The 16,073-nt window shown below is 69.3% G+C and carries 10 protein-coding genes and 2 riboswitches; of the genes, 7 read left to right on the top strand and 3 right to left on the bottom strand.

Features of this window, described 5'->3' with window-relative positions; all coding sequences use genetic code 11:
• Positions 1-83: 83 nt before the first annotated feature.
• From BOSE125_RS15035 to BOSE125_RS15055, 5 genes are all read left to right on the top strand, one after another.
• Positions 84-371: a helix-turn-helix transcriptional regulator gene (locus BOSE125_RS15035; protein ID WP_159553842.1), complete on the top strand. Its 288-nt coding sequence runs from the start codon at positions 84-86 to the stop codon at positions 369-371.
• A 101-nt stretch (positions 372-472) separates the two neighbouring features.
• Positions 473-565, top strand: a riboswitch (SAM riboswitch).
• 7 nt (positions 566-572) lie between these two features.
• Positions 573-1,904, top strand: coding sequence for an acyl-CoA dehydrogenase family protein (locus BOSE125_RS15040; protein WP_159553844.1), 1,332 nt, complete (start codon positions 573-575; stop codon positions 1,902-1,904).
• A gap of 198 nt (positions 1,905-2,102) precedes the next feature.
• Complete coding sequence (gene sigK / locus BOSE125_RS15045) at positions 2,103-2,699, top strand: ECF RNA polymerase sigma factor SigK (RefSeq protein WP_159553846.1); 597 nt, start codon at positions 2,103-2,105, stop codon at positions 2,697-2,699.
• Positions 2,696-3,526: an anti-sigma factor domain-containing protein gene (locus tag BOSE125_RS15050; RefSeq protein ID WP_159553848.1), complete on the top strand. Its 831-nt coding sequence runs from the start codon at positions 2,696-2,698 to the stop codon at positions 3,524-3,526. Before sigK ends, BOSE125_RS15050 begins: the two co-directional genes overlap by 4 nt.
• 66 nt (positions 3,527-3,592) lie before the next feature.
• A riboswitch (SAM riboswitch) is annotated at positions 3,593-3,684 on the top strand.
• A gap of 64 nt (positions 3,685-3,748) precedes the next feature.
• Positions 3,749-5,152, top strand: a complete 1,404-nt coding sequence (locus BOSE125_RS15055; protein WP_256375998.1) for an LLM class flavin-dependent oxidoreductase — start codon at positions 3,749-3,751, stop codon at positions 5,150-5,152.
• 89 nt (positions 5,153-5,241) lie between these two features.
• Here BOSE125_RS15055 and BOSE125_RS18035 read toward each other — a convergent pair whose 3' ends face one another.
• Positions 5,242-5,727 (bottom strand): hypothetical protein, encoded by a 486-nt coding sequence (locus BOSE125_RS18035; protein ID WP_236558053.1) that lies wholly within the window; start codon positions 5,725-5,727, stop codon positions 5,242-5,244.
• 204 nt (positions 5,728-5,931) lie between these two features.
• Here BOSE125_RS18035 and BOSE125_RS15065 point away from each other — a divergent pair, with 204 nt between their 5' ends.
• Positions 5,932-7,029, top strand: coding sequence for a winged helix DNA-binding domain-containing protein (locus tag BOSE125_RS15065; RefSeq protein WP_159553850.1), 1,098 nt, complete (start codon positions 5,932-5,934; stop codon positions 7,027-7,029).
• Positions 7,030-7,130: 101 nt separating this feature from the next.
• Here BOSE125_RS15065 and BOSE125_RS15070 read toward each other — a convergent pair whose 3' ends face one another.
• Both BOSE125_RS15070 and BOSE125_RS15075 read right to left on the bottom strand, forming a co-directional pair.
• Positions 7,131-8,519: an NADP-dependent malic enzyme gene (locus BOSE125_RS15070; protein ID WP_159553852.1), complete on the bottom strand. Its 1,389-nt coding sequence runs from the start codon at positions 8,517-8,519 to the stop codon at positions 7,131-7,133.
• 159 nt (positions 8,520-8,678) lie between these two features.
• Positions 8,679-11,339 (bottom strand): HAD-IC family P-type ATPase, encoded by a 2,661-nt coding sequence (locus tag BOSE125_RS15075; protein WP_236558055.1) that lies wholly within the window; start codon positions 11,337-11,339, stop codon positions 8,679-8,681.
• A gap of 340 nt (positions 11,340-11,679) precedes the next feature.
• Between BOSE125_RS15075 and BOSE125_RS15080 the strand changes: the two genes are divergently transcribed.
• The gene (locus tag BOSE125_RS15080; RefSeq protein WP_159553854.1) at positions 11,680-15,987 is read left to right on the top strand and encodes a LamG-like jellyroll fold domain-containing protein; all 4,308 of its coding nucleotides are present in this window, start codon (positions 11,680-11,682) and stop codon (positions 15,985-15,987) included.
• The last annotated feature ends 86 nt before the right edge of the window (positions 15,988-16,073 follow it).

A 16,073-nucleotide genomic window follows, 5' to 3' on the forward strand; every position in this document is an offset into this window, starting at 1 on the left:
TTCTCTGGGATGCCGACAACTATCTCCGGTTCCAATAACTATACCGGCCATATTATCCCGGACCTGGAACTAGAATGGAGTCCATGGTGAGGTTGCCGCTGAGTGCTGCAGAAATCGAGCGTGGGGAGCGCCTGGGCGCCCTCCTGCGGCGTGCTCGGGCGGAGCGCACGATGCTCGAGGTCGCGCTCGATGCCGGGGTGTCGCCCGAGACGCTGCGGAAGATCGAATCAGGCCGGGTCGCCACGCCGGCCTTCCCGACCATTGCGGCCATCGCCGAGGTCCTCGGCCTCTCACTCGACGCGGTGTGGGCCGAGATCACCCTCACCGAGACGCTGGAACTCCGGCGATGGGGCCAGCTGCGACCACTCTGACCTCCGATGACTGTCCGGGGCCGCCCCGAGTCACCCGTATCCGGCCGGTACCGGTGAGCGCATTTGACACGGAGCACCATAGACCGGCTTGATGGAGGGGACCACCATCCAGAGCGGCTGAGAGATCTGGCTCGTCGACGCCGCAGCAACCCGCCCGTCAGGGGCCAGGGTGCTACCGCCAGGACCGATGGAGCCCTTCTCATGACGAGTACGTTGCCGTCCCGCTACACCACCCTGTCCGACCGCTTCGCCCCGGCCTTCGCCGAGGTGGCGCAGGGGGAACTGCCCCGGGAGGCCGGCCGCCATTTGCCCTTCGCGGCCTTCGAGCAGCTCCGCGAGCAGGGCCTGGGCGCCCTCAGCGTCCCAGAGTCCGCCGGGGGAGCGGGGGCTGGCCAGGAGGACGCCTTCCGGCTGCTGATGGATCTTGCCGCCGTGGACGCCAACACCGCGCACCTGTTGCGCAGCCACCTCAGCTTCGTCCAGCATGTGCTGGCCCAGCCCGACCGCACGGTCCAGGACCGCTGGCTGCGGCGCGTGGTCGAGGGAGAGGTGGCCGGCAGCGCCCTGTCCGAGGGACGCGATGCACCGCTCGGCGGGCTCGGGACCACCGTCTCCCAGGACGAGGCGGGGCAGTTGCTGATCAGCGGCAGCAAGTACTACACGACCGGCAGCATCTTCTCCACGTGGGCCCTGGCCACCGTCCAGCTGGACCGGAGCGTGTCCCGTTCCTTCCGGCGCAAAGTCCTGCCCCGCGCCACCACCTCCCGGAGTGCCACGCCCCAGGGCACGACGCCGGCCGCCGGCCCGGGCGGCCGGGGCGGCTCCCAGCGGGCCGACGTCGCGCTCGCCGTGGTGCGGGTGCGGCAACCGCGGATCACTGTGAAGGACGACTGGGACGGCTTCGGCCAGCGACTCACCGGGACGGGCACCATGGAGTTCCACGGGGCCGGCGTCGAGGAGCTGCTGGCATTGCCGCCCGCCGACGGGCCGGTCCCACTGCACCACGAGTCCACGCTGATGGCGTTGCTGGCGGGCATCGGACGGGCCGCGCTGCGCGACGGCGTGGAGCAGACCCGGCGGCGGAGACGCTCGCCGAACACCGGGGGCGGGCTGAGCCCGCGCGAGGATGATCAGCTGCTGGGGATCATCGGCGAGCTCTCCGCCCAGCAGGCCACTGCCGAGGAGCTCGTGCGCGCCGCCGGGCGGGACCTGGATGCGGCACTGGCCCTCGCCGGCGTCGGGATGGACGGCGGCGGCGCCACGGCCGAGGCGATGCACCGCGCCGCCCTGACGGCGCACCGGGCACACGTGATGGTGCCGAAGCTGGTGCTGGACACCTGCACGCGGATCTTCGACACGCTCGGCGCCTCTGCCACCAGCACGGACCTGCAGCTGGACCGGCACTGGCGCAATGCCCGGACCATCGCCAGCCACGATCCGGCCGTGTTCATGGCCCGGATGGTGGGCGATTGGGAGGTCAACGGCACCCAGACGGTGCCCTACCTCCAGACCGGGGTCGCCGACGAGGTCTGAGCCAGACCCATCCGCGGGGGCGTCGGCTCCGAACACCAGACAGCACCCGGCGGCCAAGCAGGCCACCGGACCGACACCCCACCGGGCCACCACCGGACCGACACCCAAGGAGCCAAGCGGATGAGAACACCACCCATATTGAGCGACGCCCCTGACAGGTAAGCCGTTCCTGGCCCCTTGCCCGGATAGGGTGGAGCCATGACGAGCACTGCAGGCACCGGACCCGGCCGCAGTGCTGCGCGCGAGCGGGACGCCCACCTGGTGGGCCTGCTCCAGCGCAGTGCCACCGGAGACCAGGAGGCCTTCGCCGCCTTCTATGACGCCGTGGCCCCCTCGGCCTACGGCCTGGCACGGAAGATCGTGCGTGACGCCGACCTCGCGGCCGACGTCACCCAGGAGGCCCTCGTGGATGTGTGGCGCTCCGCCGAGCGCTTCAACCCTGACCGCGGATCCGTGGTCGGCTGGGTCTGCTCGATCACCCACCGCCGGGCCGTCGATCTGATCCGTTCCACCCAATCCGGCCGGGACCGGGAGGAACGGGCCGGTGTCTCCGGGTTCGAGCGGGACCGGGATGACGTCGCCGAGGCCGTGGAATCGGCGGAGGACCGGGAGCGCGTGACGAAATGCCTCGGCACGCTGACCGGCCTGGAATATGAGGCCGTGACACAGGCCTACTACGGCGGACTGACCTACCGGCAGGTCGCTGAACGACTCGGTGCCAAACTGGCCACCGTGAAATCCCGGATGCGCAGTGCGCTCCAACGACTACAGGACTGTTTGGGGGTGGGAGCATGACGAACGGAAACGAGCACGAGATCAAGAACGAGTTCGACGCGGAGTTGCTCGCCGCCTGGGCCCTGGACGCCGTGGACGAGGACGAGCGCCGTGCCATCGAGCAGCGGCTCGGCTCAGACCCCGAGCTCCGGGCCCGGGCTGATGCCCTCAGCAGCACCGTCTCCCGCCTGGCGGTGAGCACACCGGCCGAGCCTCCCGCCGACCTGCGGGACCGTGTCCTCTCAGCCGTCGCCGTGACCGGCTCGGCCGCCCGGCCTGCCGCGGATAGCGACGCCTCGCCCCTGACGGGGCACGGTGCGGACAGCCGCCCCGGCACCGAGCGAGCCGGCGTCGCCGATCTGGACGGCCACCGTGCCCGACGCCGGCCGACCGCGCGCCGCTGGTGGGTGGGGGCGGTTTCGGCCGCCGCGGCCGCCGCCGTCGCTGTGGCCGTGGTGGTGAGCCAGCCGTGGGCACCCACGGGTGGCGTGACCGAGGGCGATCAGCTCACGGCGATCGAGCAGATCCTGCAGGTCGACGGTGCCGAACGGCTGGAGTCCCCGGTGACCGGCGGCGGTGAGGTCGAGGTGGCCCGCGCTCCGTCCGGCGAGACCGTGCTGGCGGCGCGAGGCCTGCCGGTCCCCGCTGAGGGCCGCGCCTACCAGATGTGGACCATCCAGGGTGAGGCGGCCCCCGAGTCGGCCGGGCTGCTGGAAGTCCAGGACGGCCTCGCCCTCGTGCGGATGCAGGATGTCCCGGCGGATGCGGCGCTCGCCGTCACCGTGGAGCCGGCCGGAGGGTCCGAGGCGCCGACCACGGATCCGATCGTGGTCCTCGCCTCGAGCTGACTCGCCGGGTGACTCCGCGTGAACCTCGGTTGGGGTCGCGCCCGGAGGTGTGGTGGAATCGATGGGTACCCATCCAGAGCGGCCGAGAGATCTGGCTCGTCGACGCCGCAGCAACCACCGGGGAACCGGACAGGTGCTACCGCCAGGACCGATGGAAGGAGCACCACCGTGTCTGTCCCCAGCAACGAGAACGCCCATGGATCGAACGATCTCCCCGAGGGCGTGCCCACCACCCCCGCCGGGAAGCGGGAGATCCTCTTCAACGCCTTCGACATGAACTGTGTGGCCCACCAGTCTCCGGGCCTGTGGCGCCACCCGGAGGACCACGCCCGCGACTACAACACGCTGGGCTACTGGACCGGGCTGGCCCAGACCCTGGAGAAGGGCCTCTTCGACGGCCTGTTCATCGCCGATGTGCTGGGCCCCTACGACGTCTACGGGGCCTCCGACGAGGCCACGCTCAAGGCCGGCACCCAGGTCCCGGTCAACGACCCGATGCTCGTGGTCCCGCCGATGGCCGCCGTCACCAAGAACCTGACCTTCGGGGTCACCGCCGGCACCGCGTACGAGCACCCGTACCCCTTCGCCCGCCGCCTGGCCACCCTGGACCACCTGACCGAGGGCCGCGTGGGCTGGAACGTCGTGACCGGATACCTGCCCTCCGCCGCCATCAACATGGGCCAGGAAGACCAGATGGAGCACGACGAACGGTACAACCACGCCGACGAGTACCTGGACGTGGTCTACAAGCTGCTCGAGGGCTCGTGGGAAGACGACGCCGTGCAGTACAACAAGGAGACCGGCGTCTTCGTCGACCCGTCCAAGGTGCACCGGATCGAGCACGAGGGCAAGTACTTCAAGACCCCGGGCATCGCCTTCACCGAGCCCAGCCCGCAGCGCACCCCGGTGGTCTACCAGGCCGGCGCCTCCACCCGCGGGCGGGCCTTCGCCGGCAAGCATGCCGAGGCTGTGTTCATCAACTCACCCACGGATGACCTGATCAAGGGCACCACCGCGAAGATCCGCCAGGCGTTGGTCGAGTCCGGCCGTGATCCCTACGACGTCCGCGTGATGTCCATGCAGACCGTCGTCACCGGCGCCACCGATGAGGAGGCCCAGGCCAAGTACCAGGACCTGCTGCAGTACATCGACGTGGAGGGCGGCCTCGTGCTGATGTCCGGCTGGATGGGCATCAACCTGGCCGACTTCGAGCTGGACGAGCCGATCGGGGACGTGAAGTCTAACGCCATCCAGTCCGCCGTGGAGACCTTCAAGAAGGCCTCCGGCGACGACTCGATCGAGTGGACCGTGCGTAAGCTCGCCGAGTGGTGCGGCGTGGGCGGCTTCGGCCCGGTCATCATCGGCTCCGGTGCGACCGTGGCCCGGGAACTGGCCCGGATCCAGGACGAGACGGACGTGGACGGCTTCAACCTCGCCTACCACATCACCCCCGGCACCTTCGAGGACGTCGTCGAGTACGTGGTCCCGGAGCTGCAGCAGCTCGGCCGCTACAAGACCGAGTACACCGAGGGCACCATGCGCCACAAGCTCTTCGGCCAGGGCGACCACCTGCCGCAGAACCACTACGGTTCATCCTTCGCCCTGCGGAACCGCGCCGCCGTCTGAGAGGTGCGGGGCCGGCGTCGGGGTATGCAGGAACCCCGGTCCCCTGAAGCGGGGACCGGGGTTCCGGTGCGTGGTGGGACGGTGCCGGATCAGTAGCGGTCCGGTCCGCCGCCCTCGGTCTCGAGGGACTGGGACGGATCCGAGAGCGTGTCGCCTTTCGCGGACTTCGCCGTGCTCTGGCCACTCGAGGCGTTGGCGTCACCCGTGGCGTGCTTGCCGGTGGACTTCTCTGCGGCATCAGAGGCCTTGTCCGCCAGCCCCTGGGCGGCGTTGGCCCCCTTCTCGGTGGCCGAGTGGGCGGCGGCGTTGGCCTTGTCCGCCTTCTCCGCCAGGTTCGGCGCCTTGTCCTTCAGGGCGTCCGTGGCCTTGTCCGCCAGGCCCGCCGCCTTGTCCGCCACAACCGGAGCCTGGTCCTTCACAGCCGAGGTGGCCTTCTGCACCTGGTCCTGGGTCTTCGGGTCATTCCAGAAGCTCTGCGCGTTCTTGGCGAACTTGTCGAGGTTCTTTCGTCCTTCGCGGCTACCCAGGAGATATCCGAGGGCCGCGCCGATGCCGAGGGTGATCAATCGTTTCATGTCGTCTCCTTTGTGGCGTCTGCCCGTGGCGGGGTGACCGCTCGGGTATGTCCCGAGTCTTCACCGCGGGCGGAGTCAGGTCAATCGGTGCACAGCCGGGCACCGGGGGATTCACAGCCTTTCCTCAGGCATGGTGCCGACTACAGCGGCAGTCGGCGCAGTCCTACGGCTCCGTGGCACACTGTCCCCAGCGAAGGAGGGGGCATGCTGATTCTCAGCTCCGAACAGGTGGCACGGATGCGGTTGATCTCCCAGGGGCTGATCGATCCGCTGCCCACGGCCGCCGAGGCGGCGCGATGGCTGACGTGCACCCAGGGCCAGGACTACCCGGGGTCCACCGTGTCCCTGGCCCTGCGCAGCTCGAGCCGGTCCACCGCAGCGGTCCGCGAGGCCTACGATGCGGGAACCATCGTCCGGTCCTGGCCGATGCGCGGCACCCTGTTCGCCGTGGCGGCCGAGGACCTCAACTGGATCCTGGACCTCACTGCGGGCCAGACGTTGAAGGCGAGCGAACGGCGCCGCCGAGAGCTCGGCCTGGACTCGGGCGTACTCGAACGGGCCGAGACGGTCGCACTCCGAGCGCTGGCCGGCCCGGGACTGACCCGTTCCCGGCTGCTGGCCCAGTTCGCCCAGGAGGGACTGCCCGTGGACGAGGGCCGCGGGTACCACCTGATCTTCTTCCTCGCACTGCGCGGCGTGTTGTGCTTCGGCCCCACCGAGGGGCGGGAACAACGCATCGTGCTGGCCACCGAGTGGATCGGCTCTGCACGGGCATCGGGAGTCGCGCCAGGTCGGCTGCCCGGTCGGGAACGAGACCGCGAGGACGGAGTCCGCGAACTGCTGCTGCGCTACCTGCGCTCCCACGGCCCGGCCACGGTGGAGGACTTCTGCTGGTGGTCCAAGATCGGCAAGACCCCGGCGCGCGCGGCACTGGCGGACCTTCAACCGGACCTGCTGTCCGCGGACGTGGACGGGCGGGAGCACTGGATGGTCCCGGACCTGCCGGACCGGCACGCAGAGCGGGCCCGAACCACCGCTGCACCGATCCTGCTGCCCGGGTTCGACGAGATCGTCCTCGGCTACCAGGACCGTTCCGCGGTGCTGACGAGGGACGAGGAGGCGCTCGTGGTCCCCGGACGCAATGGGGTGTTCAAGGGCACGGTGCTGCATCGCGGCCACGCAGTGGGGACCTGGAAGAGGCCCACGCGGCGTGGCCAGCCGGTCGAGGTCACGGCGTTCGGAGAGCTGCCCGGCCCGGTGGCCAGGGCGGTCCCCCGTCTCAGCGCCGCGCTACCGGTCTGACGCCGTCGGGCACCGGTCGGCACAGGTCACGGGGACCGGTCTGACACCGCGGGCCCCGACCGGAAGAACCGGCCGGGGCCCGCGCGTCGGGAAACGGGTGCTCAGCCCCGCGGGGTGGCGACCTCGGCCACGGCCGCGGCCACCCGAAGGGAGACCTCCGGGTCGAAGACCGAGGGGATGATGAAGCTCGGGTTCAGTTCCTCGTCCGTGATGGTCCCGGCGATGGCCTCGGCGGCCACCACGAGCATCTCGTCAGTGATGTCCGAGGCCCCGGCGTCCAGCAGTCCGCGGAAGAAGCCGGGGAAGGCCAGCACGTTGTTGATCTGGTTCGGGAAGTCCGAGCGGCCGGTGGCCACGATCGCGGCGTGCTTCGACGCGATGGCAGGGTGCACCTCCGGGTCCGGGTTGGACATGGCGAACACGATCGAGTTCTCGTTCATGGCCGCCACATCGGCCTCATCCAGCAGGTTCGGGGCGGAGACGCCGATGAACACGTCGCGACCGATCACAGCCTCCTTGAGTGAGCCGGAGAAGCCCTCCTCGTTCGTGTTGTCCGCGAGCCACTGGCGGTTGGCATCGGCATGCTGGGAGCCGCGCTCGATGATCCCGGCCCGGCCGGCGGCCACGATGTGGCGGGCCCCGGAGGCCTTCAGGAGCTTGATGATGGCGGTGCCGGCCGCGCCGACGCCGGCCACGGCGATCGAGACGTCCTCGATCTTCTTGCCGGTGAGCTTCAGGGCGTTGGTGAGGGCTGCCTGGACCACGATCGCGGTGCCGTGCTGGTCATCATGGAACACGGGGATGTCCAGTTCCTCGCGCAGCCGGGCTTCGATCTCGAAGCAGCGGGGGGCGGAGATGTCCTCGAGGTTGATGCCGCCATAGGCCGGGGCGATGGCCTTGACGATGCTGATGATCTCCTCGGTGTCCTTGGTGTCCAGGGCCACCGGCCAGGCATCCACGCCGGCGAACTGCTTGAACAGGGCGGCCTTGCCCTCCATGACGGGCATGGCGGCCTCGGGGCCGATGTCCCCCAGGCCGAGCACGGCGGTCCCGTCCGTCACCACGGCCACCGTGTTCTTCTTGATGGTGTACAGGCGGGCCAGCTCCTTGTCCTCGGCGATGGCCTTGCAGACGCGGGCCACCCCCGGGGTGTAGGCGCGGGAGAGATCGTCCCGGGTGCGCAGCGGCACGCGCAGGGTGGTCTCGATCTTGCCGCCCTCGTGCAGCTGGAAGGTCTGGTCCGTGACCTCATGGACCGTGATGCCCTCGAGGGCGTCCACGGCCTCGCGGACGCGTTCGGCATGGGCCGCGTCCACCGTGTCACAGCCGACGGCCACGGTCATGAACCGGTGGTGCGACTCGATCACGTCCAGGCCGGTCACGGCGGCACCGGTGCCGGCCACGGCGGTGGCGATGTCAGAGGTCGCGGTGAAGGACACGGGGGTCTCCACGCGCAGGGAAATGGAATAGCCGGGGCTGGGTGCTGCCATGGGGATGCTCCTTGGAATCGGGATCCGAACGGTTGCTGGACGGGTCGCCATCATCGCCGCCGCTGCGGCACGGCCGGCAAGATACCGAGTGTAGCGGCGGAGGGCTTCTACCCGGCAGTACGCGGCGTAATGTTCGCCCTCGTCAGCGGGTTCGTGACGTCACGGTGAGGTGGCCGACGCGTGGCGCCGACGGTGGAACTGGTGGATTCCCTCGAGCAGGACGCAGGCGACCGCACCGATTGTCACGGCGGCGAGGGTCAGGTCCACGGGCGGGATCTCGAACTGGTGGAACTCCCGGGACGCGGGGATCAGGAGCACGAGCAGCAGCAGGGCGTACATGGCGGCCACGAGGGTTAGCTTCCACTTCGTCAGGGGCCGGGAGATGAGGTTCAGCACCCACAGTCCCATGAGCGTCAGGGTGATCACGGAGGCGGTCTGCACCTGCTGCAGGGACACCGCGCCCACGGCACCGGCCAGCCCCGTGGCCTCATCCGAGTAGCCGGCGAACCAACGGGCATACCCATTGACGGCCAGCAGCCCGGCGAGGATGACGAGGCCGGAGGGGATCGCGAACCGCAGGGCGCGTCCGAGGAATCCGGGGACGTAACGGCGCTGGTTCGGCACCAGCGCCAGGAAGAAGGTCGGCAGGCCGATCATGAGGAAATCGACGGTGGAGGCCTGGCGCGGCAGCAGCGGGTACTGCCACGCCAGCAGGGAGAAGACCACGCCGAACAGCACGGCATAGGCCGTCTTCGTCAGGTACATGTGCGCCAGCTGCTCCATGTTGGCGATGACCTGCCGGCCCTCCGCCAGCACCGAGGGCAGGCGGGAGAACCTGCTGTCCAGCAGCACCATGCGGGAGACCGCCTTGGTGGCCGGTGCCCCGTTGCCCATCGCGATCCCCAAGTCCGCCGTCTTCAGGGCCAGGGCATCGTTGATGCCGTCCCCGGTCATGGCCACCACGTGGCCGTCCTGTTGGAGGGCGCTGACCATGCCCTTCTTCTGCTCGGGAGAGACCCGGCCGAACACGGAGTGCTCTTGCAGCACCATCCGGCGCTCCTCCGGATCGGAGGGCAGATTGCGGGCGTCATAACCGTCCCCCTGGACGTCCATGCCGACCTCGCGGGCCACCGCAGCGACGGTCCGGGGATGGTCACCGGAGATGACCTTCAGCTCGACGTCCTGCTCGCGGAAGTACTCGAGGGTCTCACGGGCGTCGTCGCGCACCTTCTCGCGGAAGGTCAGCAGGGCCACGGCATCCAGCGCGGGCGGCAGACCCCGGCCCCCGCCGAACCAGGTCCCGACGCCGGCCGGTTCCGTGGAGCGGCACAGCACCATGGTGCGCAGCCCATGGCTGGTGGTCTCGTCGCACAGCGCCTCGATGTGCTCGCGCCGGTCGGCATCGAGGCCGCTGCCGGACGCCGGGAGCAGGACCTCCGGGGCACCCAGGACCCAGGCCCCGTGCACCGCATCGCCGGACGGGATATCCCCGCCGGTGCCGGCGTCGTGCAGGGGTGCGGGGCCGAAGGCCACGGCGGACCACCGCCGCTCCGAGGCGAAGGCGACCTGGTCCGTGGGTGCCACGGTGGGCCGCGTGGGGTAGGCGTCCGCGAGGGCCAGGGCGGTGGGGTTGGCGTTCGCGTCGGTGCCGAACCAGCCCAGTACCAATGCCCCGGCGGAACGGAGACCGGTCGAGCTGGCTGGGCCGGAGGTGAGGTCCGTGGAGCCGTCGAAGACGATCCGCCCCTCGGTCAGGGTGCCCGTCTTGTCCAGGCACACCGTGTCCACCCGGGCCAGGATCTCGACGGCCGGCTGCTCCTGGATGAGCACCTCCTGACGGGCCAGCTTGAGGGCGGCCACCGCGAACGAGATGGTGGTCATCAGGGCCAGGCCCTGCGGGATCATCGAGGTGATCGCGGCGACGGAGGCGACCACGGCTGGTTCGATCGCGTCCTGTTCCAGGGCACGTGTCCAGCCACCCACGGCCTGGACCTGTCCGTTGACGATCAGTGCGGCGATGGGCACCAGCGCGATCGTCAGCCAGGTGGCCACCGTGTCCAGCGCGCCACGGAGCTCGGAGGGGATCTTGGAGAAGCGGCGGGCCTCGGTGGCCAGGCGCGAGGCATGGGAGTCCGGCCCGACGGCCGTGACCCGGATCAGGCCCGTCCCGGAGCGGACGGCGGAGCCGGAGAGGACGGCATCACCGGGGCGTTTGCCGACCGCGTCGGCCTCGCCGGTCAGCAGGGACTCGTCGATGTCCAGGCCGTCGGCGGACAGCACCACCCCGTCGGCGGGGACCTGGTCGCCGCGGCGCAGCACCACGGCGTCGTCCAGCACGATCTCCTCGAGCCGAACGGGGTGCTCGGTACCGTCGCGGAGCACGTGGGCGGCGTCCTGGTGGAGCAGGGCGATGGCATCGAGCTTGCGCTTGGCCGAGTACTCCTGGGTCACGCCGATGACCACATTGGCCACGGCGGCCAGGCAGAACACGAGGTCGAACCAGCGGCCCAGCACGATGATGGCCACGGCACAGGTGGCGATCGCCAGGTTGAACAGTGTCAGGATGTGGACGCGCAGGATCGTCCAGATGGACCGGGAGGTGTCCCGCGGCTGGCGGTTGACGAGCCCCTTCTCCTCGCGTTCGGCGACGGCGGCCGGGGCCAGGCCGCGCACGGTGAGCACAGCGTCCTGGGGGCGGGGGAGCGGAGCATGGCCCCGCCGGTGCAGGTGCAGGTGGCGCTGGTGGTCCGGATGCTCCGGATCGTCCGGGAGCCCAGCTCCGAGGCTCACCTGTTCAGTGGTGGTCTCCACCATGCTCATGATTCTCCCCTGGGCAACACAGGGCAACGGACGCCGATATCCGCGTCCGGCCCTGCCGATGTGATCCGGCGTGATTTCCCGGAACCCGTTCAACCTACTGCGCCGCCCGAGACCGAACATCCCACCTGGGGACTATTCCGGGCCGGTTCCGGGTCCATCTCAGGGGTGGCTCCGGGTGGACCCGGGTGGCTCGGGGCCTCTTCGGTGGGCGTTCGGGTTCACGGTCCTGATTTCCATCGTTCACGCAGGAAGAGGCTGGCGTTCAACACAGCTCCTTACCGTCTGAGGGTCATCACCGCTCTGCTGCCTTCGGGCGGCCCCCTCAACAGAAGAATGGATCATGACCGCCAAGCGCTTGCCTCTTGCCGTCCTCGCCCTGTCCGTCGGCCTGACCTCCACCGGTGCGCTCATGCCGGTCGCGGCTGCCTCCGCTGCTCCCCTCGCACCGGCGGTGAACAATGCCACCGCAGCCGTGGCCGCCCCAGACGCCGACCTCCTCGACGTGACATTCGAGGACGGCACCCCCGCGGACGCCGCCCAGGACCGCACTGTCGAGACGTTCGGTGCCCCACAGATCTCCATTGACGGCAGCCTGGCCCGCTCGGTGGCCGGCTTTGACGGGGAGTCCGCCTACTCCTACGCGCTGACCGAGTCCGACTACGGACAGCTGACCGACGGCTTCACCGTCGAGTGCAGCTTCAAGCGCGATGCCGCGGACACCACCGGGGAGGACACCCTCTGCGGCAACAAGGAGGCCGGCGGCTTCGCCATGGTCGTCAAGGGCGACCAGGCCGGATTCATGGTCCATGCCGAGGGCGGGTACACCTTCGCCTGGGCCGACATCGAGGCCGAGCACTGGTACCACGCCGCCGGTGTCTACGACGGCGACTCCGTGAAGCTCTACCTCGACGGTGAACTGGCCGCCGAAGCCCAGGCCGGCGGTCCGATGACCGTCCCGCCGAACGAGACCGCCCACAACATGGTGGTCGGCGCGGACAGCGGACCCGGACAGCCCGGCCAGCACGCCATCGCCACCATCGACTCCGCCCGGCTGTTCAGCGCTCCCGCCACCGCCGATCAGATCGCGGCACTCAACGAGGCCAACTCCGTGGTGATCGAGGCGCCCGAGGCCGACGTCGTCAATGTGGACTTCGCCGACGGCACCGCCGCCGAGACCGTGCAGGGGCTGCCCGTCACCACCCACGGCCAGCCCGTGATCGAGCAGGACGCCGCACTGGGCCGCAACACGGCCACCTTCGACGGCGATGACGCGTTGCTCTACCCCCTCGGTGAGCAGTACGCCACGCTCGGCGACTCGATGACGGTGGAATGCACCTTCCGCTACAACGGTGCGCTGCCGACCTCCGGCGAGACCAACCTCTGCGCCAACAAGGAAGCCGGCGGCTTCTCCATGACCATGTATGCCAACAAGCTGACCTTCGCGGTCAACACCGGCAGCTATCACAACGCCGGCGTCGAGATCGAGCCGAACGAGTGGTACCACGCCGTGGGCGTCTTCGACGGGGAGTCCAAGACCGCGAAGCTCTACGTCAACGGGGAGCTGGCAGCCGAGGTCAATACGGCCAACAGCGAGATCAAGTGGCCCCCGAACGCCAAGGCCCACAACCTGGCGATCGGTGCCGACTCCTCCAACGGTGGTTCACAGTTCCACTCCACCTCCACCATCGCCTCCGCCCGCATCTTCAGCGACGCCCTGGACGCCCAGCAGGTGGCGGCCATGAACGTGGCCTCCTTCGACGGGCTGCGCGGACAGGAGGCCGTGCTGGAGTCCACCACCCCGGACGAGGGCTCTGAGCTGACCCGGGCCACCGAGTTCGGGGCCGAGTGGGCCAACCCCGGCCTCGTCGCCGCCGGCACCTCCTACACGCTCGATGGCGAGCCGATCGAGCCGGGCCAGGTCATCGGTTCCGGTATGGCCGCCGGTGAACACACCATCTCAATCGAGGGCAAGACCGTCTTCGGCCTGCCGATCTCCGAGTCGGTCACCTTCACGTCCGGCTCCATCCCGGTGGGCGGCGGCACCGAGACCGGGCAGGGCAACGGCAAGGTCTCGCTGTCCGCCCGGGCCGTGAATCCCGACGGCGGTGACGTCACCACCACCTTCTACCGCGGCCGCGCGGACGTCGCCCAGGGCGGTTTCCAGGGGCTCGTGGACGGGACCCCGACCACGCTCGAGTTCGACTACACGGAGGACACGGAGCTCGAGGGGGCCGGGGACAGCCTGAGCGCCACCGCCGGACAGATGCCGTTCCAGCGCTTCGACGTCGAGGTCGGCGAAGCCGCGGAGGACCAGTCGGTGCGCTGGGCCGGAACCGTGGACCCGAGCCGCCAGGTCAACCTGCTGTTGTGGAACACGGAGGACGAGTCCTGGGACGAGCTGGCCACCGGACGCGGGCTCAACGAGAGCGAACTCGTGCTGTCCGGTGCACTGGGCGCAGAGCACCTGGACGAAGCAGGCCAGGCCTCGGTCCTGGTCCTCGGTGAGGACCCCTTCGCCGACGACCTGCAGAACGAGGTCGCCGACTCCTTCGAGGACCCGGCCGACTACGACTTCTCGCTCGCGCACTTCACCGACACGCAGTACCTCGCCGAGGGTGCTGCTGAGGACGCCTACTCCGAGGAGCAGCAGGCGGTCTGGGCTGACGCCTACACCTCCGTGGCCGAGTGGATCGTTGCCAACGCCGAGGAGATGAAGATTGAATATGTCGCCCACACCGGCGACATCATGGAGAACTGGCACACCGGTACCCCGCGCGCGGACGAGGAGGAATACCGGCAGATCGCGGTCGAGGAATTTGAGTTCGTCTCCGAGGCCCAGAAGATCCTGGACGACGCCGAGATCCCGAACGGCGTGACCGCGGGCAACCATGACAACCGCTCCGGCATGGACGTAGGCCCGGACAACCTCTACAACCAGTACTTCGGCCCCGAGCGCTACGAGGCGCTGGAGCAGACGCAGGGCTGGAAGGACGCCGACGCCACCTACACGCCGTGGCAGGAGGGGGACAACGAGAACCACTATGACCTGTTCACCGCCGGCGGCCTGGACTTCGTCGCCGTGTACCTCGCCTATGACGTGACGGATGAGGAGATCGAGTGGGCCAGCAGCGTTCTGGACCAGTACTCGGACCGCAACGCCATGATCATGACCCATGCCCAGCGCAAGCCGAGCACCAATCCGGATGGCCGTGGCGCGACCTTCTCCCACGACGGGGCGAAGATCGACGAGGGGCTGCTCCAGAAGCACAGCAACGTCTTCCTCGCGCTCTCCGGGCACGAGCACGGCGTGGACATCGAGGTGCGCAAGGACGTCGGCACCGAGGGCAACAACGTGGTCGAGCTGCTGGCCGACTACCAGTTCTATACGGTCTCGGCCGAGGAACTGGGCCTGACCGGCGTTGACGGCCGCTCCGCCACGGACATGCTCCAGTTCGGTTCCAGCTTCTTCCGGTTGCTGCAGATCGACGTGGACAACGCGGAGATGGCCGTGGACACCTACTCGCCGCTGCTGGATGACTTCGGGGCGACCGAGTATGACGACCGCAACCGCTACAACGGCACCGAGGATGACACCCGTCTGCCGATCCAGCTGGAGACCCGCAAGACCTCCTTCGCCACCAACCAGGTCATGGTCACGACGCCGACCGATGAGGAGATCGGCGAGGCCACGGCCAAGTCCGGTTGGCCGGCGACGGTCGAGTGGGCCGGCCTGACGGAGGGTGAGACCTACGCCTGGTACGCCACCAGCCGCGATGCCGTGACCGGCGAGGACCTGGCCGCAGGTGAGACCGAGCAGATGGGCGTCTTCACCGCCGTGGCGGCCGGTACCGACACCGTTGCCCCGGAGCTGACCGTTCCGGAGGCAGCCACCCTCACGGTGGGCGACGAGTTCGATCCTCTGGCCGGGGTGTCGGCGACCGACAACACCGATGGGGACGTGACCGCGTCGGTGCAGGTCATCGGCTCGGTGGACACGTCCACCGCCGGGGCGTACACCCTGACCTACGTGGCTGAGGACGCCAACGGGAACCAGGCCATCGCCTCCCGCTCCGTCGTGGTGGAGGCGGCTCCGGAGCCCCCTGTGAGCGAGGACTTCACCGACAATCCCGAGGGCTCGCGTTTCTACGAGGCGGTCCGCTGGATGCAGGAATCCGGCCTCACCGAAGGCTATGCGGACAAAACCTACCGGAAGGATCGGGACATCTCCCGTGGCGAGTCGCTGGCGTTCATCTTCCGCCACCTGGGCCCGGAGTACACCGCGGACAGAGCACCGTTCTCGGACGTCGACGCCAACCACACGTTCTTTGAGGCGATCGGCTGGGCCGCAGCCAACGGGATCACCAGCGGCTATGTCGACGGGGAGTTCAAGTCTGACCGGGACGTGACCCGCGGCGAGTTCGCCTCGTTCCTGTACCGGGCGGCGGATCCGGACGGCACCTTCACCGAGACCGGCTTCAAAGACGTCCCGTTGTCGGACTCGCACTTCGAGGCAGTGAACTGGATGGCGGAGGCCGGCCTGGCCAAAGGCTATGCGGACGGGACCTACCGCACGGACCGTCCGATCACGCGCGGCGAGGTCGCGGTCATCCTGCACAGCTACGCGAGCCAGGTCAGCGCGCAGGACTGAACCGATCGCACGGGTCCCGCACTGGCCAGGCCGCGAGACCCGGTGATGCCGGCCGATGAACGGCAAGCCTCCTGATCATGCCCCGT

The sequence above is a fragment of the Citricoccus sp. K5 genome (assembly GCF_902506195.1).
In the GTDB taxonomy this organism is placed as follows: domain Bacteria; phylum Actinomycetota; class Actinomycetes; order Actinomycetales; family Micrococcaceae; genus Citricoccus.

Bases quoted from the DNA above. Each gene is read 5' to 3' on its own strand.
- BOSE125_RS15035 (WP_159553842.1), top strand. From the start codon at position 84: ATGGTGAGGTTGCCGCTGAGTGCTGCAGAAATCGAGCGTGGGGAGCGC.
- BOSE125_RS15040 (WP_159553844.1), top strand. From the start codon at position 573: ATGACGAGTACGTTGCCGTCCCGCTACACCACCCTGTCCGACCGCTTC.
- sigK (WP_159553846.1), top strand. From the start codon at position 2,103: ATGACGAGCACTGCAGGCACCGGACCCGGCCGCAGTGCTGCGCGCGAG.
- BOSE125_RS15050 (WP_159553848.1), top strand. From the start codon at position 2,696: ATGACGAACGGAAACGAGCACGAGATCAAGAACGAGTTCGACGCGGAG.
- BOSE125_RS18035 (WP_236558053.1), bottom strand. From the start codon at position 5,727: ATGAAACGATTGATCACCCTCGGCATCGGCGCGGCCCTCGGATATCTC.
- BOSE125_RS15065 (WP_159553850.1), top strand. From the start codon at position 5,932: ATGCTGATTCTCAGCTCCGAACAGGTGGCACGGATGCGGTTGATCTCC.
- BOSE125_RS15070 (WP_159553852.1), bottom strand. From the start codon at position 8,519: ATGGCAGCACCCAGCCCCGGCTATTCCATTTCCCTGCGCGTGGAGACC.
- BOSE125_RS15075 (WP_236558055.1), bottom strand. From the start codon at position 11,339: ATGAGCATGGTGGAGACCACCACTGAACAGGTGAGCCTCGGAGCTGGG.
- BOSE125_RS15080 (WP_159553854.1), top strand. From the start codon at position 11,680: ATGACCGCCAAGCGCTTGCCTCTTGCCGTCCTCGCCCTGTCCGTCGGC.